The sequence below is a fragment of the Rhodanobacter sp. DHB23 genome, from assembly GCF_014842975.1.
GTDB lineage: Bacteria > Pseudomonadota > Gammaproteobacteria > Xanthomonadales > Rhodanobacteraceae > Rhodanobacter_A.
The window spans coordinates 636,535-663,042 of record NZ_JACYXK010000029.1; the positions used below are offsets into that span (position 1 = coordinate 636,535).

Genomic DNA, 26,508 nt, shown 5'->3' on the forward strand with positions numbered 1-26,508 from the left:
CACGGCCTGGACCCACACGACGGCGCGGCAACCCCGCGCCGTCGTCGTGTGTGGCGGTCACTAGACTCGCCGCATGGATGAATACGACGAACTGCGCGCCTGGCTGCTCGCCCTGCGCACGCCCGGCCTGGGGCCGGGCGGGTTGCGCGAGGTGCTGGCCATGGCCGGTGGCCGCATCGATGCCGCGCTGGCGTTGTTGCGCCGGCGGGCCGGCGGGGCGGACGCGGGCGTGGCCGCCTGGCTGGATGCCCCGGACGAGGCCAGGCTCGCCGCCGACCTGGCCTGGCTGGCCGAGCCCGGCCATCGCCTGCTGCGCTGTACCGAGGCGGATTTCCCGCCGTTGCTGGAAACCGTCCCGCAGCCGCCCGCCGCGCTGTTCGTGGCCGGCGACGCCGGCCTGTTGCTGCACCCGCAGGTGGCCATCGTGGGCGCGCGCGGCGCTACCCCGGCGGGGCTGGAACACGCGCGCCGCTTCGCCCGCGCGCTGGCGTTGGCCGGCTTCACCGTCACCAGCGGCATGGCCGACGGCATCGACGGCGCCGCCCACGAGGCCGCGCTGGACGCGGGCGCGGCCACCATTGCCGTGGTCGGCACCGGCCTCGACCGGGTCTACCCGCGCAAGCACCACGCGCTGGCGCAGCGCATCGTGGCGCAGGGGGCGCAGGTCAGCGAGTTTCCGCCGGGCACAGCGCCGCGTGCCGACCATTTCCCGCGCCGCAACCGCCTCATCTCCGGGCTGTCGCTGGGCACCGTGGTGGTGGAGGCGGACCTCAGGTCCGGCTCGCTGATCACGGCGCGGCTGGCCGGCGAACAGGGGCGCGAGGTGTTCGCGCTGCCCGGCTCCATCGCCAACCCGCTGGCGCGCGGCTGCCACCGGCTGATCCGCGACGGTGCGCACCTGGTGGAAGAGCCGGCCGAGGTGGCCGAGGCGTTGGCGCCTGCGGCGCACGCCCTTGGCGTGGAACTGGCGGTCCGGCTGGCCCGGCCCGATGCGCCGGCGCCGGGGTCCGGTGGCTGGCGTGGCGACCCGGAGTACGCGTGCCTGCTGGCCGCGCTGGGGCACGATCCGGCCACGCTGGACGAGCTGGTGGTGCGCAGCGGGCTGGCGGCGGCGGCCTTGTCCTCGATGCTGCTGATGCTGGAACTGGAGGGGCGGGTGGCCAGCCTGCCCGGCAGCCGCTACCAGCGCCTGCCCTGATCGGTCCGGCCCGGGCGGGTTGTGCCGGAACCCGCGCCCTGACACGCTTTCACGCCATCCGGCTTGACAGTGCGCCGGCTGGCGTGGTCTCACTAGATATATAGGCATGCCGCGATGCGGCATGGATTCGCCACACCTACCAAAGAGATTCATGGCCAAGAACCTGCTTATCGTCGAGTCGCCCGCCAAGGCCAAGACGATCAACAAATACCTCGGCAAGGACTTCCAGGTCCTCGCTTCCTACGGCCATGTGCGCGATCTCAAGCCCAAGGAGGGTGCGGTCGATCCGGAGCGCCACTTCGCGATGCACTACGAGATCATCGAACGCAACGAGAAGCACGTCGACGCCATCGCCAAGGCCGCCAAGCTCGCCGACGACATCTACCTCGCCACCGACTTGGATCGCGAAGGCGAGGCGATCAGCTGGCACATCAGCGAGATCCTCAAGGACCGCGGCCTGACCAAGGGCAAGCAGTTGCACCGCGTGGTGTTCTCCGAGATCACGCCGAAGGCGATCAAGGCCGCCGTGGCCGCGCCGCGCGAGCTGTCGCTGGACATGGTGGACGCGCAGCAGGCGCGCCGCGCGCTGGACTACCTGGTGGGCTTCAACCTCTCGCCGGTGCTGTGGCGCAAGGTGCAGCGCGGCCTGTCCGCCGGCCGCGTGCAATCGCCTGCACTGCGCATGATCGTGGAGCGCGAGGAGGAGATCGAGGCGTTCAAGGCGCGCGAATACTGGACGGTGGAGGCGCAGCTGCGCCACGCCGAGGGCGAGTTCAGCGCCAAGCTCACCCGGCTCAACGGCAAGAAGTTCGAGCAGTTCGACCTCACCAACGAGGCCGACGCGATGGCCGCGCGCGCCGCGCTGAAGGAGGCCGCGCACGGCCGCCTCACCGTCAGCGAAGTGGGCAGCAAGGAGCGCAAGCGCCGCCCCGCACCGCCGTTCACCACGTCCACGCTGCAGCAGGAGGCCGCGCGCAAGCTCGGCTTCACCACCAGCCGCACGATGAAGGTGGCGCAGGGCCTGTACGAAGGCGTGAGCCTCGGCAGCGAGGGCAACGTGGGCCTGATCACCTACATGCGTACCGACTCGGTGGCGCTGTCCGAGGACGCGCTGGGCGAGCTGCGCGCGCTGATCGCGCGCGACTTCGGCCAGAAGGCATTGCCCGATCATGCGCAGTTCTACAAGGCCAAGAGCAAGAACGCACAGGAAGCGCACGAGGCGATCCGCCCTACCTCGGCGATGCGCACGCCGCGCGAAGTGGCCGCCTTCCTCAACGACGAGCAGCGCAAGCTGTACGAGCTGATCTGGAAGCGCACCGTGGCCTGCCAGATGATCCACGCAACGCTCAACACCGTATCGGTGGATTTCGAGCTGCCGCACGCGGCTGGCGGCCCCGCCGCGTTCCGCGCCACCGGCACCACCGTGGTCGATCCCGGCTTTCTCGCCGTGTACGAGGAGGGGCGCGACCAGAAGAACGCGGACGACGACGACGAAGGCCGCCGCCTGCCGCGGCTGGAGAAGGGCGAGCAGGTGCCGCTGCACGAGATCGCCGCCGACCAGCACTTCACCGAGCCGCCGCCGCGCTACTCGGAAGCCTCGCTGGTGAAGGCGCTGGAGGAATACGGCATCGGCCGTCCGTCCACCTATGCCAGCATCATCCAGGTGCTGCTCAACCGCGAATACGTGCTGCTCGACAACCGCCGCTTCAAGCCCACCGACATCGGCCGCGCGGTGGGCAAGTTCCTCACCCAGCACTTCACCCGCTACGTGGACTACGACTTCACTGCCAAGCTCGAGGACGAACTCGACGCCGTGAGCCGCGGCGAGGAGGCCTGGGTGCCGCTGATGCAGCGCTTCTGGCAGCCGTTCAAGCAGCAGGTGGAAGAGAAGACCGAGTCGGTGGACCGCAGCGAGGCCACCGGCGCGCGCGAGCTGGGCAGCGATCCCAAGAGCGGCAAGCCGGTGTTCGTGCGGCTGGGCCGCTTCGGGCCGTATGCCGCGATCGGCGACAAGGACAGCGACGAGAAGCTGCAGTTCGCTTCGCTGCGTCCCGGCCAGAGCATGCACACCATCACGCTGGAGGAGGCGCTGGAACTCTTCAAGCTGCCGCGCAAGCTGGGCGCCGCGCCGAACGGCGACGAGGTCAGCGTGGGCGTCGGCCGCTTCGGACCGTTCGTGAAGCAGGGCAGCACCTACGCCTCGCTCAAGCCCGAGGACGATCCCTACACCATCGAACTGCCGCGCGCGCTGCAGCTGGTGGAGGACAAGCTCACCATGCTCGCCAACCGCGTCATCCTCGACTTCGGCAACGGCGTGCAGGTGCTCAACGGCCGCTACGGCCCCTACATCACCGACGGCGAGAAGAACGCGCGCATCCCCAAGGACCAGGAGCCGAAGGAGCTCACCGAGGCGCAGTGCCTCGAGCTGCTGGCCGCCGCTCCCGTGAAGAAGGGTGGCCGCTTCGGCCGCAAGACCGCGGCGAAGAAGGAGCCAGCGGCGAAGAAAACGGTCGTGAAGAAGGCCGCCACCAAGAAGGCGCCGGCGAAGAAGACGGCCACCAAGAAAACCGCCACGAAAAAGACCGCGGCCAAGAAGACCGCCACGAAGAAAGCCGCAGCGAAGAAGACTCCCGCCTGATGCTGCGTATGCCTGGCCGTGCATTTCCCCCTCTCCCTTCGGGAGAGGGGGCGGGGGTGAGGGTTCGGGCTTGCCTCAATGCTGCGCTTCGACCGAACCCTCTCTCACCTGGACTCGCGCCATCCATGGCGCTCACCCCCATCGGGGCCGGCTTCGCCGTTCCACGGGCGCTCCTGTGCCCACGGGTCGGAATCCTCTCCCGCAAGGGAAGGGGCTCACTAGGCCGGCACTTCGCTGCATGAAACATCTCGAGTATTGACCCGATGCTGCAAACCTTCACGCTGGCCGAACTCGATGCCACTGCTGCGCTGTTGCATGCCGGCGGCGTCATCGCCTATCCCACCGAGGCGGTGTTCGGCCTCGGCTGCGATCCGCAGGACCAGGCGGCTTTCGAGAAGATCTTCGCGCTCAAGCAGCGCCCGGCCACGCAGGGCGTGCTGCTGATCGCCGCCGATTTCGCCCAGGTCGAGCGCTACATCGATTTCGCGCAGGTGCCGGATGCCGTGCTTGCGCAGGTGCGTTCCAGCTGGCCGGGGCCGAATACCTGGATCTTCCCGCGCAGCGCCGCCGTGCCCGCCTGGGTGGCCGGCGCGCACGCGGGCATCGCGCTGCGCGTCACCGCACACGAGCCCGCCGCCGCGCTGTGCCGGGCCTTCGGCGGCGCGCTGGTTTCCACCAGCGCCAACCTGCATGGCGAGCCGTCCGCGAAGAGCGTGCAGACCGTGCGCGACTACTTCGGCGACACGCTGGACGGCGTGCTCGATGCTCCGCTGGGCGCGCAGGACCGCCCCACCACGATCCGCGATGCGCTGACCAGCGCTATCATCCGCGCCTGACTTGCCGGTGAACCGCGGTTGTTGCAGCCGCGCGTGGTTCAGCGGCGCGCACGAGGGGGATCCCTAGCATCGCGGAAGCCGCCCACGCCGGGCGGGCAGGACGGCAGCGGCCTCGCGTCGCCGTGGATTGGGAGCAAGGTAGTTTTGGCCATCGTTCACCACAGCCTGGAACGCGAGCTGGCGCAAGCCGTATTGCCGCTGTTGCACGCGCGCGATCCGCAACGCGTCGTGGCCTGGCGCCACGGTGAAGCGGTGGGCGCGGCGCAGTTCCTCGCCCATGTCGAGCAGGTCGCCGCCTTGCTGCCCGAGGCGCCCGCCGCGGTGAACCTGTGCGAGGACCGCTATGCCTTCCTCGTGGCGTTCTGCGCCATCGCGCGGCGCGGCCAGGCCAACCTGCTGCCGCCCTCGCGCGCGCCGCAGGCCGTGGAGGAAGTGATGGCCGCGCATCCCGGCAGTTATGCGCTGGGCGAGCTGGCGCTGTCGCCCGCGCCGCATGGCTACCGCAAGCTGCCCGCACTGGATGCCTGCCACGACGCCGCGCCCGTGGCGGTGCCGGAGATTCCCGTCGGGCAGACGGTGGCGATCGGCTACACCTCCGGCTCCACCGGCACGCCGCGCGCCAACGCCAAGAGCTGGCGCAGCCTGCGCGCCTGCAGCGCGGGCACGCTGGCGATGCTCGGTGCCGTGGCCGGCGGGCGCTTCAACGTGGTCGCCACGGTGCCGCCGCAGCACATCTACGGCATCGAGATGAGCGTGCTGCTGCCGCTGCTGGGCGAGGTGGGCGTGCATGCGGGGCGGCCGTTCTTCCCTGCCGACGTGGCCGCCGCGCTGGCCGAGGTACCCGCGCCGCGCGTGCTGGTGACCACGCCGGTGCACCTGCGCGCGCTGGTCGCCGCCGGCATGCCGCTGCCGCCGCTGGCGGCGATGCTTTCCGCCACCGCCCCGTTGCCGCCGGAGCTGGCGCGGGCCGCCGAGCAGGCGTTCGGCGCGCCGCTGCTGGAAGTGTTCGGCTCCACCGAGACCTGCGCCTTCGCCAACCGCCGCGTCACCGCCGACACGGACTGGACGCTGTACGAGGACGTGCGCCTGCACCCGCAGCCCGACGGCACCCTGGTCGAGGCGCCCCAGCTCGACGCGCCGGTGGTGCTGGCCGACATCGTGAGCCTGCACGACGGCGGCCGCCGCTTCCGCCTGTGCGGCCGCAATACCGACCTGCTGGAAATCGCCGGCAAGCGCGCCTCGCTGGGCGACCTCACGCGGCGCCTGCTGGCGATCCCTGGCGTCGAGGACGGCATCGTGTTCCAGCTCGACGCGGCGGATGCCGCCGGCGTGCGCCGCATCGCCGCGCTGGCGGTGGCGCCCGCGCTGGACGAGGCGGCGATCCTGGATGCCCTGCGCCGCGCGATCGACCCGGTGTTCCTGCCGCGCCCATTGCGTCGCGTCCCCGCACTGCCGCGCAACGACACCGGCAAGCTGCCGCGCGCGGCGTTGCTGTCGATGCTGGGCTGACGGTCCGGCTTTTCCTCAGGGCCTGGTGGCCCGCGCCGGCAGCCGTTTGCGCGCGGGCGGCGGAAACCCCGTCATTCCCGCAGGGCCGGATGGTCCGCCCGGGGCTTGTCCAGGTAGTAGCCCTGCACCATGTCCACGCCGAACTCCCGCAGCAGGCGCAGGGTTTCCTCGTCTTCCACGAACTCGGCCACGGTGTGCTGGCCCATGCCGCGGGCCACCTCGATGATGGAGCGCACGAACACCTGGTTGTCGCGCTCGTGCGGCAGGTCGCGGATGAACAGCCCGTCGATCTTGAGCACGTCGACCTTGAGGCGCTTGAGGTAGGCGAACGAGGCGAAGCCGCTGCCGAAGTCGTCCAGGCACAGGGTGCAGCCGGCGTGCCGCAGCGCGTCGATGAAGCGCTCGGCGTCGCGCAGGTCGGAAATCGCGGCCGTCTCGGTCAGCTCCACCAGCAGCCGGCCCGGCGCCACGCCGTGCCTGGCCAGCTGGGTGGTGATGAAACCGGGCAGGTCGGGGTCGTCGAACGAGCGTCCCGAGATGTTGATGGCCAGGGCCGGCAGGCGGGGATGCGCGGCCAGCAGCGCAATGCTTTCGCGCACCACCCAGCGGTCGATGTCGAGGATCTTGCCGCTTTTCTCCGCGTGGCCGACGAACTGGTCCGGCACGATGTATTGCCCGGGACGGGTCTCGTCCACCATGCGCACCAGCGCCTCCAGGTGCGTCATCGCGCCGTCGCTGGTGCGGTACACGCCCTGGAAATGCAGGCGCAGCAGGTCGCATTCGAGCGCGTGCTCGATGCGCTCGTTCCAGGCCAGGCGCGCGGCCATGGCCTGCACGGCGTCGTGGTCCGGCCGGTAGATGTTCCAGCGGTTCTTGCCCAGGCGCTTGGCCTGGTACATGGCCATGTCGGCGTGCGACACGAGCTCCTCGGCGCCCTGGCCGTGATCCGGGTAATGCGCCACGCCCAAGCTAGTGGTCAGCCGCAGGGGCTGCCCCTCGACCTCCAGCGCCGTGCGCCCCACGGTGCGCACGATGCGCTCTGCCAGTACCAGGGCGCTGTCCAGCGTGGCGTGGGGCATGAACACGGCGAACTCGTCGCCGCCCAGCCGGCACAGGATATCCGTCTCGCGTACCAGCGCCCTGGCTTCGCCCGCTACGCGCAGCAGCATCGAGTCGCCCGCGAAGTGGCCGAAGGTGTCGTTGACGTATTTGAACTCGTCCAGGTCGAACAGCAGCACGGCGCCCTGGTGGCCGGCGCGCATGCCGGCCCGGAAGAAACGCGCCAGCTCGGCCTCGAAGTAGTGGCGGTTGTGCAAGCCGGTCAGGGCGTCGCGTTCGGCCAGCGTGGTGAGCCGCTCGCGCTGCTGCACCAGCTCGGCCACCATGGTGTCGAAGGCATCCGCCAGCCGCCCCAGCTCGTCGGGGCTGTCCAGCGCGATCGGCTGGGGCGTGCGTCCCTGGCCCAGTTCGTCCACGGCGCGGGTCAACCGCTGCAGGGGACGTGTCACCAGCGCATGGACGCGGCGGCGCAGCAGCCAGAGCGTGGGCGCCAGGATCAGCAGGCCGATGGCGCACATCGTCAGCCAGGCCAGCATGACCCACCGGTTCACGCACGCCTGCGAGAGCGCATTCACCTGGAACCAGCCCGGCCCGCGGATGCGCGACCAGGCCACCCACTGGCTGCCGTCCGGCGTGCGGCCGGTGCCGGTGTCGGAATGGCTGGCCAGCACCAGGCGCATCGCCTGCTCGAGTGTGGGGTCCTTCAGCGCGTCGATCTGCAGCTGGCCCTGCGCGGCGGCGATCCGGCTGCGCAGCTGCGCATAGGCGATCAGGTTGCCCTGGTTGTCCATGATGAGCTGCTGCACGGCCGCGTCCGGGCGGGGCGGCGCCACGGAGTCGATCAGCGTCTGTATCGCCACGTCATGCCCCAGCGTGCCCACCCAGCGGCCCTGCCAGTCCAGCGGCGCGATGACGGACACCATCCAGGTGTGCGCCTGGTTGTCCAGGTACACCGGCGTCCAGAACACCTGGCGCGCGGGATTGCGGCGCGGGTCGGAGCCCAGCATGGTGGGGTAATTGGCGTTGCTGGCCTGTGCGTCGGCGTTGCCGCCCCAGTTGATGCCGCGTGAATACACCATCAGCCCGTTTTCCACGAAGTCCATGTAGGCCGAGAAGAACGGCGGCACCAGCGCCGGGCCCTGCTCGCGCAGCAGCTCGTAGCTGACGACGGCGCGCAGGCGCGCCGAATCGGAGAGGCCGTGCGGCCCGTCGTGCAGGTACAGCGTGGGGGCGTTCTCGGTGTCCAGCCGTTCGGGGCGCACGCGCCACAGCCCGTCGGGGTTGCGCGCGAACAGGCTGTCGAAGCGTTCGGCCGTGCCGGGCGGGGCCTGGTCCAGCCGCTGCACCAGCGTCTGGCGCAGGCGGCGCACGCTGGCGTCGGCCTGCACCAGCAGGCTTTCGTTGGTTTGCGCCTTGATCTGCACCCATTGCTGGATGGCCAGCGGCACCACGCGATCCGCCGCCAGCCGCAGGGCGACATAGCCCAGCAGCGACAGCAGCAGCAGCAGCGTCAGGAACAGTCCCCAGAGGGTGAGGGATAGTCGATGGATCAGCGAGGCGCTGGGTGAGGCGGGCGGCAAGGAATCACCTTCGGTTTTCAATCAGGAGACGAGGCTTGCACGATCGGTGTCCCACCTTCGTTCGGGAGCGCCCCCCTCATGGCGAACCTGGACCAAGCGACTTGCGGACTCTACCGCAGGGCAGCGGCTTCGTCCCGGGTCGGGAATCCCCCCTTGCGGCCCGCTTGTGAGGCTGGTCGCGGAATGGCCTGGCTGCTGTCCCCGGATTGCGCGTCCCTTGCTGATCGACCCGCGCGGGCTGATCTTTAGCGGGGCATCGCGCGTGACGTCGAGCCGATGTCACGGTGCCCGGGGGAAAGGCCCGGGATGTCCCCCGGGCGCGTGTCTGCCGCCGCCTTCCGGCCCGGCCCGGTGGATCGCCGTGCCCGCCGCCAGCGCCGCGGGCTTCGTCGCCGTTGCCCCCTGGGGTTGCGTGGAGGTCGGTCGGCGCGGGTGACCCGGGATCCCCCGCGTCGGGACGCACGGGGCAAGCCGCTACAATAGCCAGCCATCCCCACGCGACAGCGCGCTTTCGGAGTCATCGGCATGAAGGTTCTCGTCATCGGCAACGGCGGTCGCGAGCACGCGCTGGCGTGGAAGCTCAAGCAGTCGCTGCGCGTGGACGAGGTGATCGTGGCGCCGGGCAACGCCGGCACCGCGCGCGAGCGCGGCGTACGCAACGCGGACGTGGCGGTGACCGATCTCGATGGCCTGCTGGCGTTGGCGAAACACGAGAAGGTCGAACTGACCGTGGTCGGCCCCGAGGTGCCGCTGGTGGCCGGCGTGGTGGACAGGTTCCGCGCGGCGGGCCTGCGCATCTTCGGGCCGCGCGCGATCGCCGCGCAGCTGGAAGGCTCCAAGGCCTTCGCCAAGGATTTCCTCCTGCGCCACAACATCCCCACCGCGCGCTACGCGGTGTTCACCGAGTTGAATCCGGCGCTGGCCTACGTGCGGCAGCACGGCGCGCCCATCGTGATCAAGGCCGACGGCCTCGCCGCCGGCAAGGGCGTGGTGGTGGCGCTGACCCAGGCCGACGCGGAGCTGGCGCTGCACGACATGCTGGGCGCGCACGCCTTCGGCGACGCCTCCGCGCGCGTGGTGATCGAGGAATTCCTCGACGGCGAGGAAGCCAGCTACATCGTGATGAGCGACGGCCAGCACGCGCTGCCGATGGCCAGCAGCCAGGACCACAAGCGTCGCGACGATGGCGACTTCGGCCCCAACACCGGCGGCATGGGCGCGTACTCGCCGGCGCCGGTGGTCACGCCGGAGGTGGAGCAGCGCATCCTCAAGCAGGTGATCGAACCCACGCTGCGCGGCATGGCGATGGAGGGCGCGCCCTTCATCGGCTTCCTCTACGCGGGCCTGATGATCGACAGGCAGGGCAACCCGAAAGTCATCGAGTTCAACGTGCGCTTCGGCGACCCTGAGACGCAGCCCATCTTGCTGCGCCTGAAGTCCGACCTGGTGGAACTGGTCGAGGCTGCGCTGGACGGCAAGCTGGCGCAGACCCGCGCGCAGTGGGACGCACGCCCGTCCATTGGCGTGGTGCTGGCCGCCGGGGGCTACCCCGGCAAGGTGCGCAGCGGCGACGTGATCGAAGGCCTGGACAGCGACTTCGGCGCCGACGCCAAGGTGTTCCATGCGGGCACGAAGCTTGATGCCGAAGGCCGCGTGACCACGGCCGGTGGCCGCGTGCACACCGTGTGCGCGCTGGGCAAGGACATCGCCGCGGCGCGCGAAACCGCCTACGGCGCGGTGGCGAAGATCCGCTTCGAAGGCGCGTTCTGCCGGCGCGACATCGCGCATCGCGCCTTGCACCGCTGATGCGCCTTGCTCCCTCCCCTGCTTGCAGGGGAGGGCCGGGGTGGGGTGCTCTTGCTTGCAAGCCAGCGCGGCTGCGCCGCGCCCCTCTCCCGCCTTCGGCACCTTCCCCCGCAAGCGGGGGAGGGGAAACACCTCAAGACAGCGCCGCGTCCACCACCGACTGCGCTTCCTGCAACAAGCTGTCGAGATGCGATTCATCGCGGAAGCTCTCGGCGTAGATCTTGTAGATCGCTTCGGTGCCTGACGGCCGCGCGGCGAACCAACCGTTCTCCGTGACGACCTTGATGCCGCCGATGGCGGCATCGTTGCCGGGAGCCTTGTCGAGCACGCTGACCACCTTGTCGCCGGCGATGCGCTCGGCCTTGAGCTGGTCGGGTGAGAGTTTCGACAACTTCGCCTTCTGCGCCGGCGTGGCGGCGGCGTCGATGCGGCGGCTGTACGGACGGCCGAGTTCGTCGGCGATGCGCGCATAGACCTCGCCGGGGTCGCGGCCTTCGCGCGCGGTGATTTCCGCGGCAAGCAGTCCGGGCACCAGGCCATCCTTGTCGGTGCTCCACGCGCCGCCGTCCATGCGCAGCAGCGAGGCGCCCGCGCTTTCCTCGCAGCCGAAGCCCAGCGTGCCGTCGTGCAGGCCGGGCGCGAACCACTTGAAGCCCACCGGCGCTTCGTACAGCTGGCGGCCCAGGCGCCGCGCCACGCGGTCGATCAGCTCGGTGCTCACCACGGTCTTGCCCACCGCCGCCTGCGCGTTCCACTGCGGGCGGTGGCGATAGAGGTAGTCCACCAGCACGGTGAGGTAGTGGTTGGCGGGCAGCAGCCCGGCCGAGCGCGTCACCACGCCGTGGCGGTCGTGGTCGGTGTCGCAGGCGCAGGCCACGTCGTACTTGTCGCGCAGGGTTATCAGGCGCTGCATCGCGTAGCTGGACGAGGGATCCATGCGGATCTTGCCGTCCCAGTCCACGCTCATGAAGGCGAATTGCGGATCGACCGTCTCGCTCAGCACGTCCAACGCGATGCGATGGCGCTCGGCGATCGCGGCCCAGTAGTGCACGCCCGCGCCGCCCAGCGGGTCGACACCGAGGCGCACGCCGGCGGCGCGGATCGCGTCGAAATCCACCACGTTCGCGAGGTCGGCAACATAGGTGTCGAGGTAGTCGTGCTCATGCGTGGTGGCGGCGCGGCGCGCCTGCGCGTATGGCACCCGGCGCACCTCGCGCAGCCCGCTTTCCAGCAGCGCGTTGGCGCGGTTCTCCACCCACCTGGTGATGTCGGTGTCGGCGGGACCACCGTTGGTGGGGTTGTACTTGAAGCCGCCGTCGGCCGGCGGATTGTGCGAGGGCGTGATGACGATGCCATCGGCCAGGCCGCTGCTGCGGCCGCGGTTGTACACGAGGATGGCGTGCGACACCGCGGGCGTGGGCGTGAATTCGCCGCCCGCGGAGACCATCGTCTCCACGCCGTTCGCGGCCAGCACTTCCAGCGCGCTCTCGAACGCGGGCTGCGACAGCGCGTGGGTATCCGCGCCGATGAACAGCGGACCATCGATGCCCTTGGCCTTGCGGTACTCGCAGATCGCCTGGCTCACCGCGAGGATGTGGTCCTCGTTGAAGCTGCGTTCGAACGACGAGCCGCGATGGCCCGAGGTGCCGAACGCCACGCGCTGCGCTGGCACGGTGGGATCGGGCTTCAACTCGCCGTACGCCGCGAGCAGGCGCGGCACGTCGACGAGGATGGACTTCGGCGCCGGCTTGCCGGCGAGCGGGCTGATCTGCTGGCTCATGGAACCTCGGATGGTGGTTTTGCCGTTCTCCTCCCCCTGCTTGCAGGGGACAAATCGGCAGGATTGTCGATTTGCACGGCGTAAGCCGCCCGGAGGGTGAGGGCCAAGGATGGCCCGAATGCAGGTCGGGAGGGGGTGCTTTGGCGTCTCGAAGAGCGACCCCACCCCAGCCCTCCCCTGCACGCAGGGGAGGGAGTTCGTTGCTATGCGTTGTTTCCGCGTAACTGGCGATAGCGACGGATCAGCGCGTTGGTCGAGCTATCGTGCGCAAGCTTCGGTTCGGTCGTTGCGGTGAGCTCGGCGATGGTGGTCCTGGCGAGCTGCTTGCCCAGTTCCACGCCCCACTGGTCGAACGAGTCGATGTCCCAGATCACGCCCTGCACGAACACGCTGTGCTCGTACAGCGCGACCAGGCTGCCGAGTGCAAAAGGGGTAAGGCGTTCGGCGAGGATGGTGGTGCTGGGCCGGTTGCCCTCGAAGCTGCGGTGCGGCACCAGCGCTTCCGGCGTGCCTTCGGCGCGCACTTCCTCGGCGCTCTTGCCGAAGGCCAGCGCCTCGCCCTGCGCGATCAGGTTGGCGATCAGCAGGTCGTGCTGGTCGCCGCCGCCCTGGGCGGGCACGGGCTGCAGGGTCTGGCCGAAGCCGATGAAGTCGCAGGGCACCAGCCGCGTGCCCTGGTGGATCAGCTGGTAGAACGAGTGCTGGCCGTTGGTGCCCGGCTCGCCCCAGTAGATCGGGCCGGTGGCGTAGTCCACATGCGCGCCCTCCAGCGTGACGTGCTTGCCGTTGCTCTCCATCGTGAGCTGCTGCAGGTAGGCGGGGAAGCGCTTGAGGTACTGCTCGTAGGGCAGCACCGCCACCGTGGCGGCGTCGAGGAAGTTCGCGTTCCAGATCCCGATCAGGCCCATCAGCACCGGCAGGTTGGTGTCGAACGGCGTGCTGCGGAAGTGCTCGTCCATCGCATGGAAGCCGGCGAGCATGTCGCGGAAGTTGTCCGGGCCGACGGCGATCATGGTGGACAGGCCGATCGCCGAGTCCATCGAGTAGCGGCCGCCCACCCAGTCCCAGAAGCCGAACATGTTGGCGGTGTCGATGCCGAACTTTTCCACCTCCGCGGCGGCGGTGGAGACCGCCACGAAATGCTTCGCCACCGCGTCCTCGCTGCCCAGCGCCTCGACGCACCAGGCGCGCGCGGCATGCGCGTTGGTGAGCGTTTCCAGCGTGGTGAAGGTCTTGGAGCAGATGATGAACAGCGTCTCGGCGGCGTCGAGGTCGCGCACCGCCTCGACGAAATCCACGCCATCCACGTTGGAGACGAAGCGGAACGCCATGTCGCGCCGGCTGTAGTCGCGCAGCGCCTCGTAGGCCATCACCGGGCCGAGGTCGGAGCCGCCGATGCCGATGCTCACCACGTTGCGGATGGGCTTGCCGGTGTAGCCCTTCCACGCGCCGCTGCGCACGGCGTCGGCGAACGCCGCCATGCGGTCGAGCACGTCGTGCACGTCCGGCACCACGTCGTGGCCGTCGACGAGGATGTGCGCGTCGCGTGGCGCGCGCAGCGCCACGTGCAGCACGGCGCGGTTCTCGGTGCTGTTGATGCGGTCGCCGCGGAACATCGCCGCGGTGCGGCCCTCGAGGTCGCGCGCCTCGGCCAGCGCGCGCAGCAAGCGCAGCGCCTCGTCGTCCACGCGCTGCTTGGAGTAGTCGAAGTACAGGCCCACCGCCGCGGCGACGAGGCGCTCGCCGCGGCCGGGGTCGGCGGCGAACAGTTCGCGCAGGTGGCGGGTGGCGAGGTGGTTGCAGTGTTGCTGCAGGGCTTGCCACTCGGGCAGCAGGGTGAGGTCGGCGCGGCTCATGGGCAGAGGTTCCTTGGAGTTTCTCTTCTCACTGTGGGAGACAAATCGGCAGGATTGCCGATTTGCACGGCGAAGCCGCCCGAAGGGTGAGGCACAGGGATGTGCCGAATGAAGGTGGCGCGCAGCGCCGGATGAGGGTACGGGCGAAGCGAGGTGGCGAGTCTTGCGTCGAGTTTCAACGCTGCGCTTGGCACGAACCCTCGCCCCAACCCCTCTCCCACGGTGAAAGGGGCTCTTTCAGTGCTTGCTCAACGCTGCCTGCTTGTCGGCGATGCGTTGCAGCAGCTGCTTCCACGACTTCACGAAGGCTTCCGCGCCGTCCTGCTGCAGCTTCGTCGCCAGCGCATCGAGGTTCACGCCGGAAGCGGTGACGGAGGCCAGCACCGCATCGGCGTCGCCGCCGTCCACCGGCATCGCCGGGCCGGGCTTGCCGTGGTCGCCCACCGCCAGCAGGGTCTTCTCGGGGATGGTGTCCACCGTGTCGGGCGCGCCCAGCGCATCCACGTACAGCGTGTCGGAGGCGTTGGGATCCTTGCTGCCGGTGCTGGCCCACAACACGCGCTGCGGCCATGCGCCGGCGGCGGCGAGCTTCTGCCAGCGCGGCGAGGCCAGCAGCTCGCGGTAGGCGCGGTAGGTCTGCCTGGCGACCGCGATGCCGAGCCGGTTGTGCTGGTCGGCGGGTAGTTGCGCATTGGCGGCCACATCCCAGCGGCTGATGAACACCGAGGCGACCGAGGCCACCTTCGGGTCCTTGCCCGCGGCGACGCGGCGCTCGATGCCGCGCAGGTAGGCTTCCGCCGCGGCGAGGTACTGCGCGCAGGAGAACAGCAGGGTCACGTTGACCGGGATGCCGCGGAAGATCGCCTCTTCGATGGCGGGGATGCCCTCGGGCGTGCCCGGGATCTTCACGAACAGGTTCGGCCGCTGCGCCTGCTGGTGGATCGCCTCGGCCGCGGCGATGGTGCCGGCGGTATCGGCGGCGAGCAGCGGCGACACTTCCATCGACACCCAGCCGTCCACCTGGTGGGTGGCGTCGAACACCGGCTTGAACAGGTCGGCGGCGCGGCGCAGGTCTTCCAGCGCCAGCTCCATGAACAGCGCCTCGCCCGACAACCCGGCCAATGCCTTGGCGCGCACGGCGGCGTCATAGGCGTCGCCGTCGCCGATCGCGGCGTCGAAGATGCTGGGGTTCGAGGTCAGGCCGGTGACCGAGAGCTCGGCGATGTAGCGCGCCAGCGTGCCGCTGTCGAGCAGGGTGCGGGTGATGTTGTCCAGCCATAGGCTCTGGCCGAGGTCGTGGAGTTGCTGGGTCGCTTTCATGGTGGCTCCGGGGGATGTAGGGGAAGGTTTTGTCTTGCGGTTGAAGCCGCTCCTGCGATGCGTCGACCCGTAGGAGCGGCCTCAGCCGCGATGCGCGTTCTTTCAAGCCTGCAGGAAGTCACCAAGCTTACGCCCGCGCAGTTCCGCGATGCACGCGATCTCCAGATCGGGCGCAGGGTCGATGGACAGGCCGGCGGCGGCGGCGGCGTAGTGGCCCTGCTTCACCCATGCCGTGGTGAGGCGCGCACCCATCAGGCGCTTCATGTCGGCGAGGATCTGCGGCTTGTCGTCCACCATCACGTAATGCGCGGCGGGGTAGCGTTGCTGCATGCCGTCCAGCATCTGCTGCTTGTGCAGGTAGATCAGCACGTCGCCGTGCAGTGCGTCCCACAGGCCGGCGCGATGCACCTTGCGCGGCTGGAACACCACGTCGCCATCGGAGAGGATCACCGGCCGGCCCAGCGTGCGCAGGTGGGCCAGGGTTTCCATCACGCCGGGGAACAGCCGCTGCTCGAACGGGTAGTCGAGCACGAAGGCGGACATCTCCAGCAGCGCGGGGTGGTTCTCCAGCCCGACGCGGAAGCGTTGCAGGCTGGCGAGGTAGTCGGCGTAGCCCAGCTCCTGGCGCAATTCGTTGTAGATCGCCCAGTAGCGTTCGCGCTCGGCGGCGCCGAAGCGGCGTTCCAGCTCGTCGCTGAGGTCGGCGGCGAAGCGGTCGTTGTCGAGCAGGGTGTCGTCGACGTCGAGCAGGATGACCAGCGGTTCGGTGGCCGTCACTGCGTGGCCTCCGGCTGCGGGTCGTGCCAGCCCTCGGCGCCGGCCAGCGCGACGGCCTCGGGCGGCCCCCAACTGCCGGGCTCGTAGAAGCGCACGGCCTCCTCGTGTTCCAGCATGTTGTCCACCACGCGCCACGCCGCTTCCACGCACTCGTCGCTGGTGAACAGCGCGTTGTCGCCGCGCAGCGCGTCGCCGAGCAGGCGCTCGTAGGGCGACTTGTCCCGGCTCTCGCGATGGTGCGCGACCAGTTCCACCGGATCGCCCTGCATCGCCTCGCCCGGGCGCTTCACGCGCACGCCCTCGGCGATCACCACCTGCGGGCTGAGCCGGAAGCGGAAGTAGTTGGACTGTTGCGCGCCCACGTCGTCGAACACCGACATCGGCGGTTTCTTCATGTCCACCATCACCTGCGTGGTGGTGAGCGGCAGGCATTTGCCCGCGCGGATCAGGAACGGCACGCCCGACCAGCGCCAGGTGTCGATGGCGAGGCGCAGCGCCACGAAGGTCTCCACGTCGGAGTCGGGCGCCACGCCGGGCACGTCGCGGTAACCCTTGAACTGGCCGCGCACCACGTCCTGCGGCTGTAGCGGGCGCATCGCGCGGAACAGCCGCAGCTTCTCCGCGTTCAACGCGGCGGGGTCGTGGCCGATCGGCGCGTCCATCGCCAGCAGCGAGGTCACCTGCAGCAGGTGGTTCTGCAGCACGTCGCGGATCGCGCCCACGCCCTCGTAGAAACTGCCGCGCCCGTCCACGCCGAACTGCTCGGCCATGGTGATCTCCACGCGGTCCACGTAGCGGTTGTTCCACACCGGTTCCAGCACACTGTTGGCGAAGCGGAAATACAGCAGGTTCTGCACCGCCTCCTTGCCGAGGTAGTGGTCGATGCGGAAGATCGCGTGCTCCGGGAACACCTCGTGCAGCGTGGCGTTGAGCGCCCGCGCGGTGGGCAGGTCGCGCCCGAAGGGCTTTTCCACCACCACCCGCGCGTTCTCCGCGCAGCCCGCGGCCTTGAGGCTGTTGGCCACCGTGCCGAACAGCGAAGGCGGGATCGCGAGGTAGTGCAGCGGCGCCCGCGCGTCGCCCAGTGCCTGTTTCAGCCGGGTGAAGGTGGCGGCGTCCTGGTAGTCGCCGTCGATGTACTTCAGCAACCCGGACAGCTTCGCGAACGCGGCCTCGTCGACGCTGCCGCCGTCCTTCTGCGCCGCCGCCGCCACGCTGTCACGCGCCCGCTGCCGCAACTGTTCCAGCGACCAGCCCGCATGCGCCACGCCGATGATCGGCAGGTCCAGCCCGTCGCGCGCCACCATTGCCAGCAACGCGGGGAAGATCTGCTTGTAGGCCAGGTCGCCGGTGGCGCCGAAAAACACCAGCGCATCGGAAGCGGGGTTCGCCATGGAGCTGCTCCGTAGGGGACGGGGCGCGTCGCGGGTAACGCGCGGGAAAGTGGAGAATCGCATGATGCGTGGGCGGTTGGCATCCCATCCGCATGCCGGGGGAGGGCGAAGCCTGCGCGCGGGCGATGCCAGGGGGTCGATGGCCGCCGTCGCCTGGGCAAGGCAGCGCCTGCCGTGCGGCTGGACCTCGGCGTCGATCCTGCAGGGCCGTGCGGATAGCCGGGCCGGCTCGTCACCGTCGGGCAAGGAAAAAGGTGCCGGCAAGGACGGCGAGGGCAAGCACCAGCAGGGCGCCCAGCCGACGCAACCAGCGCCAGTAGGCAGCGGGCTCGCGCGACCTCAGGATGCTGCCCTGGTTCGTGGGCACGGTGCCGGTGAAAAGTGCGTACGAGACCATCGCCAGCAACACGAGAGCCGCGGCCGCGAGGGGCCAGTTGCGTTGCAGGTGGAGGAGAAAACCGGCGGGCACGAAGTGTGGCTCCGTGAAGCGTGGCATCGGAGTCGGGCGGCGATGCGGCCGTCCGCCTCGAACGGAATCTCAGGGCCGCTCGCCGCCGCCGGCGCGCCAGGCCGCCACGGCGGCCATGACGTGCTTCCTGCGGGACTGCGACAAGTCCCGGTCTTTGTAAGGCGACTGGCTGCCCTGCAGTATCGGGGCAGTGTATTGGATGGCTTGCGCAAGCTGGTCGACGAAACCGTGCCCCTGCTCGCGGTACCTGCTCGACTCGTCCATGTCGAGCTGGATGAGGTAGGAGTAGCCGAGAAAGCCGTGGCTGCAATTGACATCCAGGAACAGGTTTCCCGCCTCTTCAAACAGGTACCACCAGTGCGGTTCATGGTCGACGACTTTCATGGGTTCCCCGCGATGCCGTGGCCCGGCCGCGCCACCGTGCAACGGCCTTTACCTGGGCGGATGGCCGGGCACCGTGCGCGGATCACTGGCCCGCCGGCGGTTCCCACAGCTCGATCTTGTTGCCGTCCGGGTCGACGACCCAGCCGAACTTGCCGAAGTCCGAGGATTCCGTGTCGTCGAGGACGTTGCAGCCTTCCGTGCGCAATGCGGCCAGCAGCGCGTCGAGGTCGTCCACGCGGAAGTTGACCATGAAGGACGCGGAGCCTGGCTCCATCTTCTTCGTGTCCTGCGCGAATGCGCTCCAGATCGTCATGCCCGGCTCGCTGCCGGGGCCGCCCCAGGGGAAGATGGCGCCACCCCAGTCGCTCACGTCCAGGCCGAGGTGGTCGCGATACCAGGCCCCCAGGCGCTTGGGATCCGGGGATTTGAAAAAGATGCCGCCGATGCCGGTCACGCGCTTCATTCGATTTCCTCCATGGGTCGATCCGATGTTTGCCTGCGACTGACTCGGCCGGGGCGGCATGGTATTTCCCGCACGCCTGCCTGGACGCATATATGGCTGGGGCCTTGGACCTCAGGGTATGTGTTCCATGTCATGGGGCATATGGACCCACGGGTGCATGCGCTCCTCGTAGACCGAGACGGTTGGCGCGGGGAACGCGGGATCCGCAAATGCGCCGACGGGTATCGCGATGGTTTCGGCATCGTCGCCGGCGTAGTACACGGTGGCGCCGCATCGCGGGCAAAACGCGAACGTGGCCCTGCTGCCTTCGTCGCCGACCCGGACGTACTCCGTGCAGGTGCCGACGATGGTGACGGCCGCGCGCGGAAAGCGCGCCTGGGCCCCGAACACGCTCCCCGTGCGGCGCTGGCATGCCAGGCAGTGGCAGACGCTCACGCGCACGGGTGCGCCGGACACACGCGCCTGCAACTGGCCGCAACTGCAGGAGGCCACGCGTGCGACGGAGGAATTTGCAACGCTCATGCCTGCGGCACCCGACGCCCCGGTCGAACGAATCCAGCGCAAGCCACCACCAAACGACGAGGAACCGAAAGGCGGATGCCTGCGATGCCCATGGTGCGCGGTACCCGTTGCCCGGGTGACCTGGCTACGCCCGTTCCCATGATGCCACCGGCCCCGGGCATTGGCGAAACAGCGGATGGCATGCCGGCCGTTCGAGCAGTCGCCATTGTTCAAACAACGCAGGACTGCGGGCGGCCAGCTTGGCAAGCAGGTGCCGCCATTCGTGATGGATTTGGCCAGCGGTGACGACGATGGGCTCGACGCTTTTGACCGGCCCTATCTTCGCGCGATCGAACGCATACCCGCGGGCCACCGCCTCCGCGTGAACCCCGGCGAGGTAGGCATTGATCGCCAGGCGCGGCTGCGCATGCGCAGTGAAGCGTTCGAGTTGCGGATGATGCCTGTACCCGCGCGTTTCCCCGCGCAGGACTGCCCGCGCCAACAGCCCCTCGCGCCACAGCGCGACGAGGCCCTGGGCGTCCAGGTATCCGGGGTGCAATGACCAAAGGCGCATGCTGATGGGATAGGGCGTCAGGGGAAGGCCGCGGCTTGCTAGGCAAGGGCCTTGGCCATGAACACATTGAAGTCCGTCGCGGAATACTCGCCAAAGCAGCCGCACGATACGAACCCGTTCCGCCGGTACAGTGCGTGCGCAGGCTCGAAGGCCTCGCCCGTGCCAGTCTCGAGCAGCAGGCGCGAATATCCGCGCCGGCGGGCCGCACGGACGATTTCATCAAGGACGGCTTGCCCGACGCCGCGCCGGAGAAAGGGAGCCTGCGTGCGCATGGATTTGATCTCGCCGCAGCGGGGATCCAGTTCCTTCAGCGCTCCGCACCCGCACAACGCGCCATCCTCCCACGCCGTCCAGAAGGTAACACCCTGCGCGCGAAGGCTCTCGATCGCGAGGGCGTGCACATGGCCGGGCGGTGAATTCCTGTGCATGCCCAAGAGATGCTCGGCAATGAGCGACTGGACTTCCGTGGAGGAGAGGTCGTCTTGCCGGATGTCTATGCGCACGATGTGGTCTCCCGTACGTGGCTGATGCTTGACTGGCGCATGCCGTAGCCAATAGGGCGGTTACGGACAATACGAAGCGAACCTTTGCCATGGTGAGTCCTGACGCTGGAGTCAGGCGGCGGCGAAGCCGTCCGCCTTGAATGATTGAATGGACTCCTCCCGCGTCACCCCACGGCTTCGATGAGCCAGACAGGAGCGTAGGCTCCGGACACGGGATCACGAGAGGAGTCCGCCATGCATGCTACGCCTGAAACTGCCGGTGTGGCCACGGTCGCCGTGGATCTGGCCAAGGACGTGTTCGAGCTGGCGTTTGCCGATGCCGATCACCGTATCGTGGAGCGCAAGCGGCTGTCGCGCCGGGCCTTTGCGCATGTGCTGGATAACCGTGGGCCACTGCGCGTGGTGATGGAAGCCTGCGGCAGCGCGCATTACTGGGCGCGCCGGTTTGCCGGGCAGGGGCATACGGTGCGGCTGCTTCCTGCTCGCGATGTGCGCCCGTACGTGCGCCGCAACAAGACCGATCGCACCGACGTGGCCGGTATCCTGGAAGCGGATCGCTGTGCGCCGATCGACCCAGTGCCGATCAAGTCGCCCGAGCAACAGGGCGTGCAGGCACTGCATCGCATCCGCGAGCGACTCAAGGCCCAGCGGACGTCGACGATCAATCTATTGCGCGGCGTGCTGCGCGAGTTCGGTCTGGTCATTCCGCTGGGAGCCGCCAAGGTTCGTCCGGCGGTGCTGGCGGTGCTGGAAGACGGCGACAACGACGTGCCGATGGCCTTGCGCCACACGCTGGGTGAGTTGCTCGATCGCCTGGCCGGCTTGCAAGCGGACATGACGGCGATCGAACAACGGCTGGAGGGATTTGCCGAGAACGACCCGGCCAGCCGGCGCTATCAGAGCGTGCCGGGTATCGGCGTGCTGACGGCCACCGCCTTGCGAGCCAGTGTCGGTTCGCTGGATCGGTTCCGCAGCGGCCGTCACTTTGCCGCGTGGCTGGGACTGACGCTGCGCGAGCATTCTTCCGGTGCGCAGCGTCACCTCGGCGCCATGAGCAAGCGCGGCGACGGCTACCTGCGTCTGCTGCTGATCCATGGCGCACGCGCCGCCCTGCGTGCCGCGCAGGTTCGGCAGCGAAAGGATCAACCGCTCGACCGTCTGCAGACCTGGGCGCTGGCGTTGCAGGCCCGGCAAGGCCACAACAAGGCGGCGGTCGCGCTGGCCAACAAGGTCGCCCGCCGCGTCTGGGCCATGGAACATCACCACGCCGCGTTCGATGGCAATCACTGCAGCGTGCGGCCTGCTGTCGCAGCCGGCGTAGCGTGTGCCAGCGAGTAACCGTTTTACTGTCCCCGAGTTGCCAGGGCGATCTGTGTCATGGCGAATGTGTCGGTCCCGAATCGAACCAAGCCGATAACACTTCTGGCCTGCGAGGCCGCTCCGAACGATTGGTTTTCGATTCGCGGATTCCATGATGGCCCGAGCGTTATCCGCTCACCCCAAGGCCGAATACACGACTGCAACCGATTCATTCACCCGGCATCAACCGCCACAGCACACCGGCTAGTTGCACGAGGAGTCCATACACGAATTGTTAGACAGCTGCGAGTTTGCTGAGGCGTTGTACGAATGGCCCGTACTCTGGTCCAACAAGTCCGAGTGATGGGTGGCGATGGAACTGCGACTGCGATAGACCCGCTGCCTCAAGAGCTTTACGTGCGTGTTGCAAGGCAGTTTGCTGTTGATTGCGCGATTGGGCCACGAATGCACGAACCGCTGCAGCCTTGAAGAACTGCACAGGAAAGGCCAGATGGGCTGCTTCAAGCACATCGAGAGCTTCGTCGTAGTGACTCGCCAAGTCGTGCTTGGCGATAAACCATGAAAGCTCAAGAGCGGTGCCTGCGTCGTGGTTCGGATATGCGGAGTGTGCGGCTAGCGAGAGACGGAATTGGTTAAGCGCACTGCTGAGATCGCCTAATTGTTCGTAGCACAGAGCAGCCTGCAGATGAGCCGACGCAAGTTCCGATGGCGCGGGTTGTTCGGCAAAAAGTCGATGCAGCAACTCAAGAGCAATCTGTATCAGCTCCTTTTTTCGAGTTTCAGCGAGCGTGTATGCCTGGATTCGCAGGTACTGAGCTTTGTGGAAGGCAGTTCGGCTCCGGAGGAGGCGCGCAAAGAACGCTTGCCCCTCTGTATCGGACCAAGTAGTTCGCCGGAACCAATCGTCTCTTGCCATTTTTTCCCGCGGTCTAACGCCCGAATTTAGCGGCGCGCGCAGCGCGTCCGCTGGAATGAATAGTTAGATTTCAGTGCTTTAGTTCGAGATACTTGGCGACCATGGCATCGAAGCTTTTGTGCTGATCGATCATCCACTTGAATGTCTCGGCTTTCGCGTGAACGTGCTTGATGCGTTCAGGTTCGGATGGATCCTTGGAAAGCTCGTTATGCATTTCCAGATCTACGATCTTGTGCCACAGCGTCTCGTCCAGGTACGTAAACACATCTTTGCCGAAAAGCCAGCGAGCGGTGCGCGTGCCTTGGAGATACTGAATTTGTTGCTCTTGCGTGAGGCTGCCTTGCCGAGTGATGTTACCAAGAGCTTCCCGCACGGCGTTGTATACCTCCATGCGCTTGTCGAATAAGTCGAGTTTCAACTTGTTTCGCGCAATCTGGAACTGTCTGAAGGCGATCCATGCAGCGATAGCGGCGATGATCGGAACACCAATCGGTGAAATGTACTGAGTCCAATGCACCGGAACGCCCCTGAAATCTAACGCTGGAGTTAAGCGGCGGCGAAGCCGTCCGCCTTGAACGAATGGTTAGCCGGCACCTGTGGATGTGCCGCCAAATAGTTGCTCGGCGATCTTGCTGCCGCGCTCGAAGCCTTCAGGGGTGAGCCAAACCGACTTGGCCTTGCCCTTGGGATCGTCGATGAAACCTTGGGCGTGCAGGTGATCCATGACGTCAAAGTCAAACCCCTTCCAAGCTCGACTGCCATCGAAGCTGAATGCGGCAAGCAGTGCAAGAACAGTATCTTCGATTTTCGCCTGGTCGTAGCTCATCTTCGGAGCTCCAAATTGCGACTGACTCAGTATGACGGCTAACGCTAGAGTTAAGCGGCGGCGAAGCCGTCCGCCTTGAACGAAATGTTAGGCCTTAGAAGCACGGCTCGCGCTTCAACTGGCCTTGCTCAAGATAAGCCACGCAACCCTGATCTTGTAGGTGGCTCGCACATTCTCCACGAATCTGTTTTGTTGCCGGATTGACTATTGCTACGCAAGTGCCTTGGCACTCGCTTGAATCGGTACATGCCTTATGAGCGTCAGTCGTGACAATGTCGCAGAAATGAATTGTTCGAGAGAAGCCAAATGGTTGCCACTTTCCACCACGGGCCGTGCACTCTTGTGCGCTTTTCGGAATACTTGGCTTAAGTATTGTCTGGGCAATGCAAACAGATGGCCCGAGAGCCATGGCGCTAATTAACAATAGAAATTGATACTTCATGGCTATCATGCCTAACGCTGGAGTTAAGCGGCGGCGAAGCCGTCCGCCTTGAACGGTTTGTTAGACGAAACATCGTGTTGATGATGCTCAGCGCTGACGCTTAAGCTTAATAAGTGGTCGAGCGACCATGAACCACATAAATAGCGCAAAAAATATACCGGCCAAAGCACAAACGAAGACCATGTAGCCGAATCTGTCTAGAGTTAAAGTGCCGTCGCGAGATGACAACAAAGTAAAAGCAGCGAGCAAGGGTAAGGAAAGAAGCAGCTCCGAAAGAGCTATGTTCCCTATGAGTGAGAAACTGGCCCACTTGAAGAACCTATTTCTTAGGAACATGGCTACATCCTGGTCTTCTGGAATCGGTGAGGTCTAACGCTAGAGTTAAGCGGCGGCGAAGCCGTCCGCCTTGAACGAAATGTTAGACGGGTGCGCCACGACGCGCTTGAGCGATGGCTTGTGGCCAGGACGAGCGCAGAACATGAGCAACCGACCACCCCAAAACTACCAGCTCTGAAAGCTGAAGGCTCGCCGCACTGCTGCAGAAAAATGCTGCCGAAGCGAAGAACAACAAGCCGACGCAAAGCTGGACGAAATACACGTGCGAAACAACAGCAAAGCAACCGCCTAACGCTGGAGTTAAGCGGCGGCGCAGCCGTCCGCCTTGAACGAAATGTTAGGCCTAAGGATTGTCCGCATACGGAGCGGATACAAGGCCTTTGGAGTCAAAGTGCAGCACACAATTGAAGCGGCCCATTGAGCGCGGGTCGTGAACAAAGGCCTCGCCGTTGATGAGTGACGAGACTTTGTAGCCTCGTGCAGCGACCAGAGCCTGCACTTGGAAAACTGAAGCGCCGATGGGTAGCGTGGTGCAGAAATGCTGCATTTGTGAGCGGCCGAAGACAAATGGCCAGAACATGTAGCCAAGGCCCGCTAGCAAGAGGAGGCCAGCGACAGTGTTGAAGCGCTTGCGAAAAGTAGAAGCAGCCATGCTCTTGAGGCCTAACGCTGGAGTTAAGCGGCGGCGAAGCCGTCCGCCTTGAATGACTGGTTAGGTGCCATAGCCGTAAGTTGCGATCTTAGCGACGATGGGCCGTGGGTCTGCGCATAAGTACCAAAATACGATTTTGTCTGGGTAGCCTGCAACGCGATGGAAAATGCGGATCCCTTTGCCAAAGAAGGGAATAAGCCCAAACGGAGCAACCCGGATCACTTGCTCAGGCGTGAACGTGTAGGTGCCCAGAAACTTGACCTGCAATACAAGGTGCTCCGATGTGATCTGAAGCTGGGCGAATGGCCATGTAGCATTTGCCAGATCGATTCTTGCGCCACCACGCAATGTCTCCTGAGAACTTGCCATTTGACACCTAACGCTGGAGTTAAGCGGCGGCGAAGCCGTCCGCCTTGAACGAAATGTTAGAACTTTTGCGAATGCGCCCAAACAAGTAGTGCTTTTGCTGATTCCATTGCCCAAGCTGTGTAGTGCTGCTCAGCAGCTTCGCGCTCCTGATCGTAACGTACAAGCGCATCACGCGCCCACAACTCACGTACTGAGCCAAGCGGAAATTGGTCAGTCTCTGAGTCGATACCGACGAACGGAATGAACAAAGGGTTGTTGTCCTGCCCCAGGGCGAAGCGGCTTGACGTGACGATGCGAGATGCCTCAACGACACCGATGCGAGAAGCCAGCAACCCTTCAAGCGCTTCGCTGAGAGTCGAAAGACTCTGCAATTTCTGTGTGCTGTTCATGAGTTCTAACGCTGGAGTTAAGCGGCGGCGAAGCCGTCCGCCTTGAACGACTGGTTAGGCCGCATACCGCACCACTGCATGGCCGAACCCGCTTTTTGCATCATAGCCTGCCCAGATGCTACCCCACGGATATGTGCCGGGAGCAAAGCCGTTGCCAGCGAGCCAACTGCCAATTTGCTCTGCACGGGCCAGCTCCCGCTCCTCGGACCAAGTATTCCAATTTGTGCCGTATTTGGGGTGAGTATCCGAGAGCGAAACTTGCTCCAGAACACCTGAGTTGAAGCCGAGCGAGACACCAATGACAAGGTTGGACTCGGCGAAGGCCGGCAAGCGATACCACACCCAACCTGTGTGCATGTCGGTGCTTGTGAGTTGCTCGTGCTGAAACGAGGACAACAAAGCGTCCTCCGTGAGCGCACGCGCTATGCGAAGGCCTACAGGATGCAGAAGTTCGAATTCCTCGACGTTTGTCATTGCGGCCTAACAGGCTGTTGAGAAACCCCTATCGCCAAGCCGATCGATCGATTTTGTTGATCGAAAACCCCCGGTAATGGCGCCCCCCGGACGCACGTTTCCTCAGGTCGGCGAGGGATTCCACCACTCGCCGATAC

General features: G+C 66.7%; 24 protein-coding genes. 6 read left to right on the top strand and 18 right to left on the bottom strand.

The genetic code is table 11. The annotated features are described in order from the left end of the window. The first annotated feature begins 73 nt into the window (after positions 1–73). The 4 genes from dprA to IHE47_RS17595 all read left to right on the top strand — a co-directional run bounded on the left by dprA (position 74) and on the right by IHE47_RS17595 (position 6,181). Positions 74–1,198 (top strand): DNA-processing protein DprA, encoded by a 1,125-nt coding sequence (gene dprA / locus IHE47_RS17580; protein ID WP_192108264.1) that lies wholly within the window; start codon positions 74–76, stop codon positions 1,196–1,198. A 151-nt stretch (positions 1,199–1,349) separates the two neighbouring features. After that, the gene (locus IHE47_RS17585; RefSeq protein WP_192108266.1) at positions 1,350–3,836 is read left to right on the top strand and encodes a DNA topoisomerase I; all 2,487 of its coding nucleotides are present in this window, start codon (positions 1,350–1,352) and stop codon (positions 3,834–3,836) included. Between the two features lie 263 nt (positions 3,837–4,099). Next, complete coding sequence (locus IHE47_RS17590) at positions 4,100–4,672, top strand: Sua5/YciO/YrdC/YwlC family protein (RefSeq protein ID WP_192108271.1); 573 nt, start codon at positions 4,100–4,102, stop codon at positions 4,670–4,672. A gap of 144 nt (positions 4,673–4,816) precedes the next feature. Beyond that, positions 4,817–6,181, top strand: coding sequence for an AMP-binding protein (locus IHE47_RS17595; protein WP_192108273.1), 1,365 nt, complete (start codon positions 4,817–4,819; stop codon positions 6,179–6,181). 71 nt (positions 6,182–6,252) lie between these two features. Here the strand turns inward: IHE47_RS17595 and IHE47_RS17600 are convergent, their stop codons facing one another. After that, positions 6,253–8,820 (bottom strand): EAL domain-containing protein, encoded by a 2,568-nt coding sequence (locus IHE47_RS17600; RefSeq protein ID WP_192108275.1) that lies wholly within the window; start codon positions 8,818–8,820, stop codon positions 6,253–6,255. Positions 8,821–9,345: 525 nt separating this feature from the next. On the opposite strand from IHE47_RS17600, the gene purD reads away from it, so the two are divergent. Next, positions 9,346–10,626 (top strand): phosphoribosylamine--glycine ligase, encoded by a 1,281-nt coding sequence (gene purD / locus IHE47_RS17605; RefSeq protein WP_192108277.1) that lies wholly within the window; start codon positions 9,346–9,348, stop codon positions 10,624–10,626. A 133-nt stretch (positions 10,627–10,759) separates the two neighbouring features. Here purD and pgm read toward each other — a convergent pair whose 3' ends face one another. The 11 genes from pgm to IHE47_RS17660 form a co-directional block, all read right to left on the bottom strand. Beyond that, entirely contained in the window at positions 10,760–12,406 is a 1,647-nt protein-coding gene (pgm, locus tag IHE47_RS17610) for a phosphoglucomutase (alpha-D-glucose-1,6-bisphosphate-dependent) (RefSeq protein WP_192108279.1), read from the bottom strand. Between the two features lie 203 nt (positions 12,407–12,609). After that, on the bottom strand, positions 12,610–14,262 hold the full coding sequence (gene pgi / locus IHE47_RS17615; RefSeq protein WP_192108281.1) for a glucose-6-phosphate isomerase: 1,653 nt from the start codon (positions 14,260–14,262) through the stop codon (positions 12,610–12,612). A 237-nt stretch (positions 14,263–14,499) separates the two neighbouring features. Continuing rightward, complete coding sequence (tal, locus tag IHE47_RS17620) at positions 14,500–15,582, bottom strand: transaldolase (RefSeq protein WP_192108283.1); 1,083 nt, start codon at positions 15,580–15,582, stop codon at positions 14,500–14,502. A 102-nt stretch (positions 15,583–15,684) separates the two neighbouring features. Beyond that, positions 15,685–16,359 (bottom strand): HAD family hydrolase, encoded by a 675-nt coding sequence (locus IHE47_RS17625; RefSeq protein ID WP_192108284.1) that lies wholly within the window; start codon positions 16,357–16,359, stop codon positions 15,685–15,687. Beyond that, positions 16,356–17,753 carry a glucose-6-phosphate dehydrogenase gene (zwf, locus tag IHE47_RS17630; protein ID WP_192108286.1) on the bottom strand — a complete coding sequence of 466 codons (1,398 nt, stop codon included), beginning with the start codon at positions 17,751–17,753 and terminating at the stop codon, positions 16,356–16,358. The genes IHE47_RS17625 and zwf overlap by 4 nt, the downstream gene beginning before the upstream one ends. A gap of 232 nt (positions 17,754–17,985) precedes the next feature. Then, a complete protein-coding gene (locus IHE47_RS17635) occupies positions 17,986–18,222 on the bottom strand; it encodes a hypothetical protein (RefSeq protein ID WP_192108288.1) in 237 nt (78 codons plus the stop codon). Positions 18,223–18,291: 69 nt separating this feature from the next. After that, positions 18,292–18,606, bottom strand: coding sequence for a hypothetical protein (locus tag IHE47_RS17640; RefSeq protein ID WP_192108290.1), 315 nt, complete (start codon positions 18,604–18,606; stop codon positions 18,292–18,294). 82 nt (positions 18,607–18,688) lie between these two features. Continuing rightward, on the bottom strand, positions 18,689–19,069 hold the full coding sequence (locus tag IHE47_RS17645) for a VOC family protein (protein WP_192108292.1): 381 nt from the start codon (positions 19,067–19,069) through the stop codon (positions 18,689–18,691). 111 nt (positions 19,070–19,180) lie between these two features. Next, on the bottom strand, positions 19,181–19,561 hold the full coding sequence (locus IHE47_RS17650) for a GFA family protein (RefSeq protein ID WP_343227507.1): 381 nt from the start codon (positions 19,559–19,561) through the stop codon (positions 19,181–19,183). 154 nt (positions 19,562–19,715) lie between these two features. Continuing rightward, entirely contained in the window at positions 19,716–20,144 is a 429-nt protein-coding gene (locus IHE47_RS17840) for a pyrimidine dimer DNA glycosylase/endonuclease V (protein ID WP_225562048.1), read from the bottom strand. 38 nt (positions 20,145–20,182) lie between these two features. Continuing rightward, a complete protein-coding gene (locus tag IHE47_RS17660; RefSeq protein WP_343227504.1) occupies positions 20,183–20,647 on the bottom strand; it encodes a GNAT family N-acetyltransferase in 465 nt (154 codons plus the stop codon). A gap of 234 nt (positions 20,648–20,881) precedes the next feature. On the opposite strand from IHE47_RS17660, the gene IHE47_RS17665 reads away from it, so the two are divergent. Further along, positions 20,882–21,985: an IS110 family transposase gene (locus IHE47_RS17665; RefSeq protein WP_192108296.1), complete on the top strand. Its 1,104-nt coding sequence runs from the start codon at positions 20,882–20,884 to the stop codon at positions 21,983–21,985. Positions 21,986–22,241: 256 nt separating this feature from the next. Here IHE47_RS17665 and IHE47_RS17670 read toward each other — a convergent pair whose 3' ends face one another. From IHE47_RS17670 to IHE47_RS17695, 6 genes are all read right to left on the bottom strand, one after another. Then, positions 22,242–22,883 (bottom strand): hypothetical protein, encoded by a 642-nt coding sequence (locus tag IHE47_RS17670; RefSeq protein WP_192108298.1) that lies wholly within the window; start codon positions 22,881–22,883, stop codon positions 22,242–22,244. A gap of 70 nt (positions 22,884–22,953) precedes the next feature. Then, positions 22,954–23,400, bottom strand: coding sequence for a hypothetical protein (locus tag IHE47_RS17675; protein ID WP_192108300.1), 447 nt, complete (start codon positions 23,398–23,400; stop codon positions 22,954–22,956). A gap of 66 nt (positions 23,401–23,466) precedes the next feature. Next, complete coding sequence (locus IHE47_RS17680) at positions 23,467–23,709, bottom strand: DUF6429 family protein (RefSeq protein ID WP_192108302.1); 243 nt, start codon at positions 23,707–23,709, stop codon at positions 23,467–23,469. 1,121 nt (positions 23,710–24,830) lie between these two features. After that, entirely contained in the window at positions 24,831–25,139 is a 309-nt protein-coding gene (locus IHE47_RS17685; protein ID WP_192108304.1) for a hypothetical protein, read from the bottom strand. A 425-nt stretch (positions 25,140–25,564) separates the two neighbouring features. Continuing rightward, positions 25,565–25,897 carry a hypothetical protein gene (locus IHE47_RS17690; RefSeq protein WP_192108306.1) on the bottom strand — a complete coding sequence of 111 codons (333 nt, stop codon included), beginning with the start codon at positions 25,895–25,897 and terminating at the stop codon, positions 25,565–25,567. Positions 25,898–25,951: 54 nt separating this feature from the next. Continuing rightward, positions 25,952–26,371, bottom strand: coding sequence for a hypothetical protein (locus IHE47_RS17695; RefSeq protein ID WP_192108308.1), 420 nt, complete (start codon positions 26,369–26,371; stop codon positions 25,952–25,954). Between the last annotated feature and the right edge of the window lie 137 nt (positions 26,372–26,508).

What these genes read in the sequence shown, in the direction of transcription:
- IHE47_RS17590 (WP_192108271.1), top strand. Translation starts at nt 4,100, where the DNA reads ATGCTGCAAACCTTCACGCTGGCCGAACTCGATGCCACTGCTGCGCTG.
- tal (WP_192108283.1), bottom strand. Translation starts at nt 15,582, where the DNA reads ATGAAAGCGACCCAGCAACTCCACGACCTCGGCCAGAGCCTATGGCTG.
- zwf (WP_192108286.1), bottom strand. Translation starts at nt 17,753, where the DNA reads ATGGCGAACCCCGCTTCCGATGCGCTGGTGTTTTTCGGCGCCACCGGC.
- pgi (WP_192108281.1), bottom strand. Translation starts at nt 14,262, where the DNA reads ATGAGCCGCGCCGACCTCACCCTGCTGCCCGAGTGGCAAGCCCTGCAG.
- IHE47_RS17680 (WP_192108302.1), bottom strand. Translation starts at nt 23,709, where the DNA reads ATGAGCTACGACCAGGCGAAAATCGAAGATACTGTTCTTGCACTGCTT.
- dprA (WP_192108264.1), top strand. Translation starts at nt 74, where the DNA reads ATGGATGAATACGACGAACTGCGCGCCTGGCTGCTCGCCCTGCGCACG.
- IHE47_RS17640 (WP_192108290.1), bottom strand. Translation starts at nt 18,606, where the DNA reads ATGAAAGTCGTCGACCATGAACCGCACTGGTGGTACCTGTTTGAAGAG.
- IHE47_RS17695 (WP_192108308.1), bottom strand. Translation starts at nt 26,371, where the DNA reads ATGACAAACGTCGAGGAATTCGAACTTCTGCATCCTGTAGGCCTTCGC.
- IHE47_RS17840 (WP_225562048.1), bottom strand. Translation starts at nt 20,144, where the DNA reads ATGCGCCTTTGGTCATTGCACCCCGGATACCTGGACGCCCAGGGCCTC.
- IHE47_RS17645 (WP_192108292.1), bottom strand. Translation starts at nt 19,069, where the DNA reads ATGAAGCGCGTGACCGGCATCGGCGGCATCTTTTTCAAATCCCCGGAT.
- IHE47_RS17685 (WP_192108304.1), bottom strand. Translation starts at nt 25,139, where the DNA reads ATGGCTGCTTCTACTTTTCGCAAGCGCTTCAACACTGTCGCTGGCCTC.
- IHE47_RS17670 (WP_192108298.1), bottom strand. Translation starts at nt 22,883, where the DNA reads ATGGCAAGAGACGATTGGTTCCGGCGAACTACTTGGTCCGATACAGAG.
- IHE47_RS17690 (WP_192108306.1), bottom strand. Translation starts at nt 25,897, where the DNA reads ATGAACAGCACACAGAAATTGCAGAGTCTTTCGACTCTCAGCGAAGCG.
- purD (WP_192108277.1), top strand. Translation starts at nt 9,346, where the DNA reads ATGAAGGTTCTCGTCATCGGCAACGGCGGTCGCGAGCACGCGCTGGCG.
- IHE47_RS17585 (WP_192108266.1), top strand. Translation starts at nt 1,350, where the DNA reads ATGGCCAAGAACCTGCTTATCGTCGAGTCGCCCGCCAAGGCCAAGACG.
- IHE47_RS17665 (WP_192108296.1), top strand. Translation starts at nt 20,882, where the DNA reads ATGCATGCTACGCCTGAAACTGCCGGTGTGGCCACGGTCGCCGTGGAT.
- pgm (WP_192108279.1), bottom strand. Translation starts at nt 12,406, where the DNA reads ATGAGCCAGCAGATCAGCCCGCTCGCCGGCAAGCCGGCGCCGAAGTCC.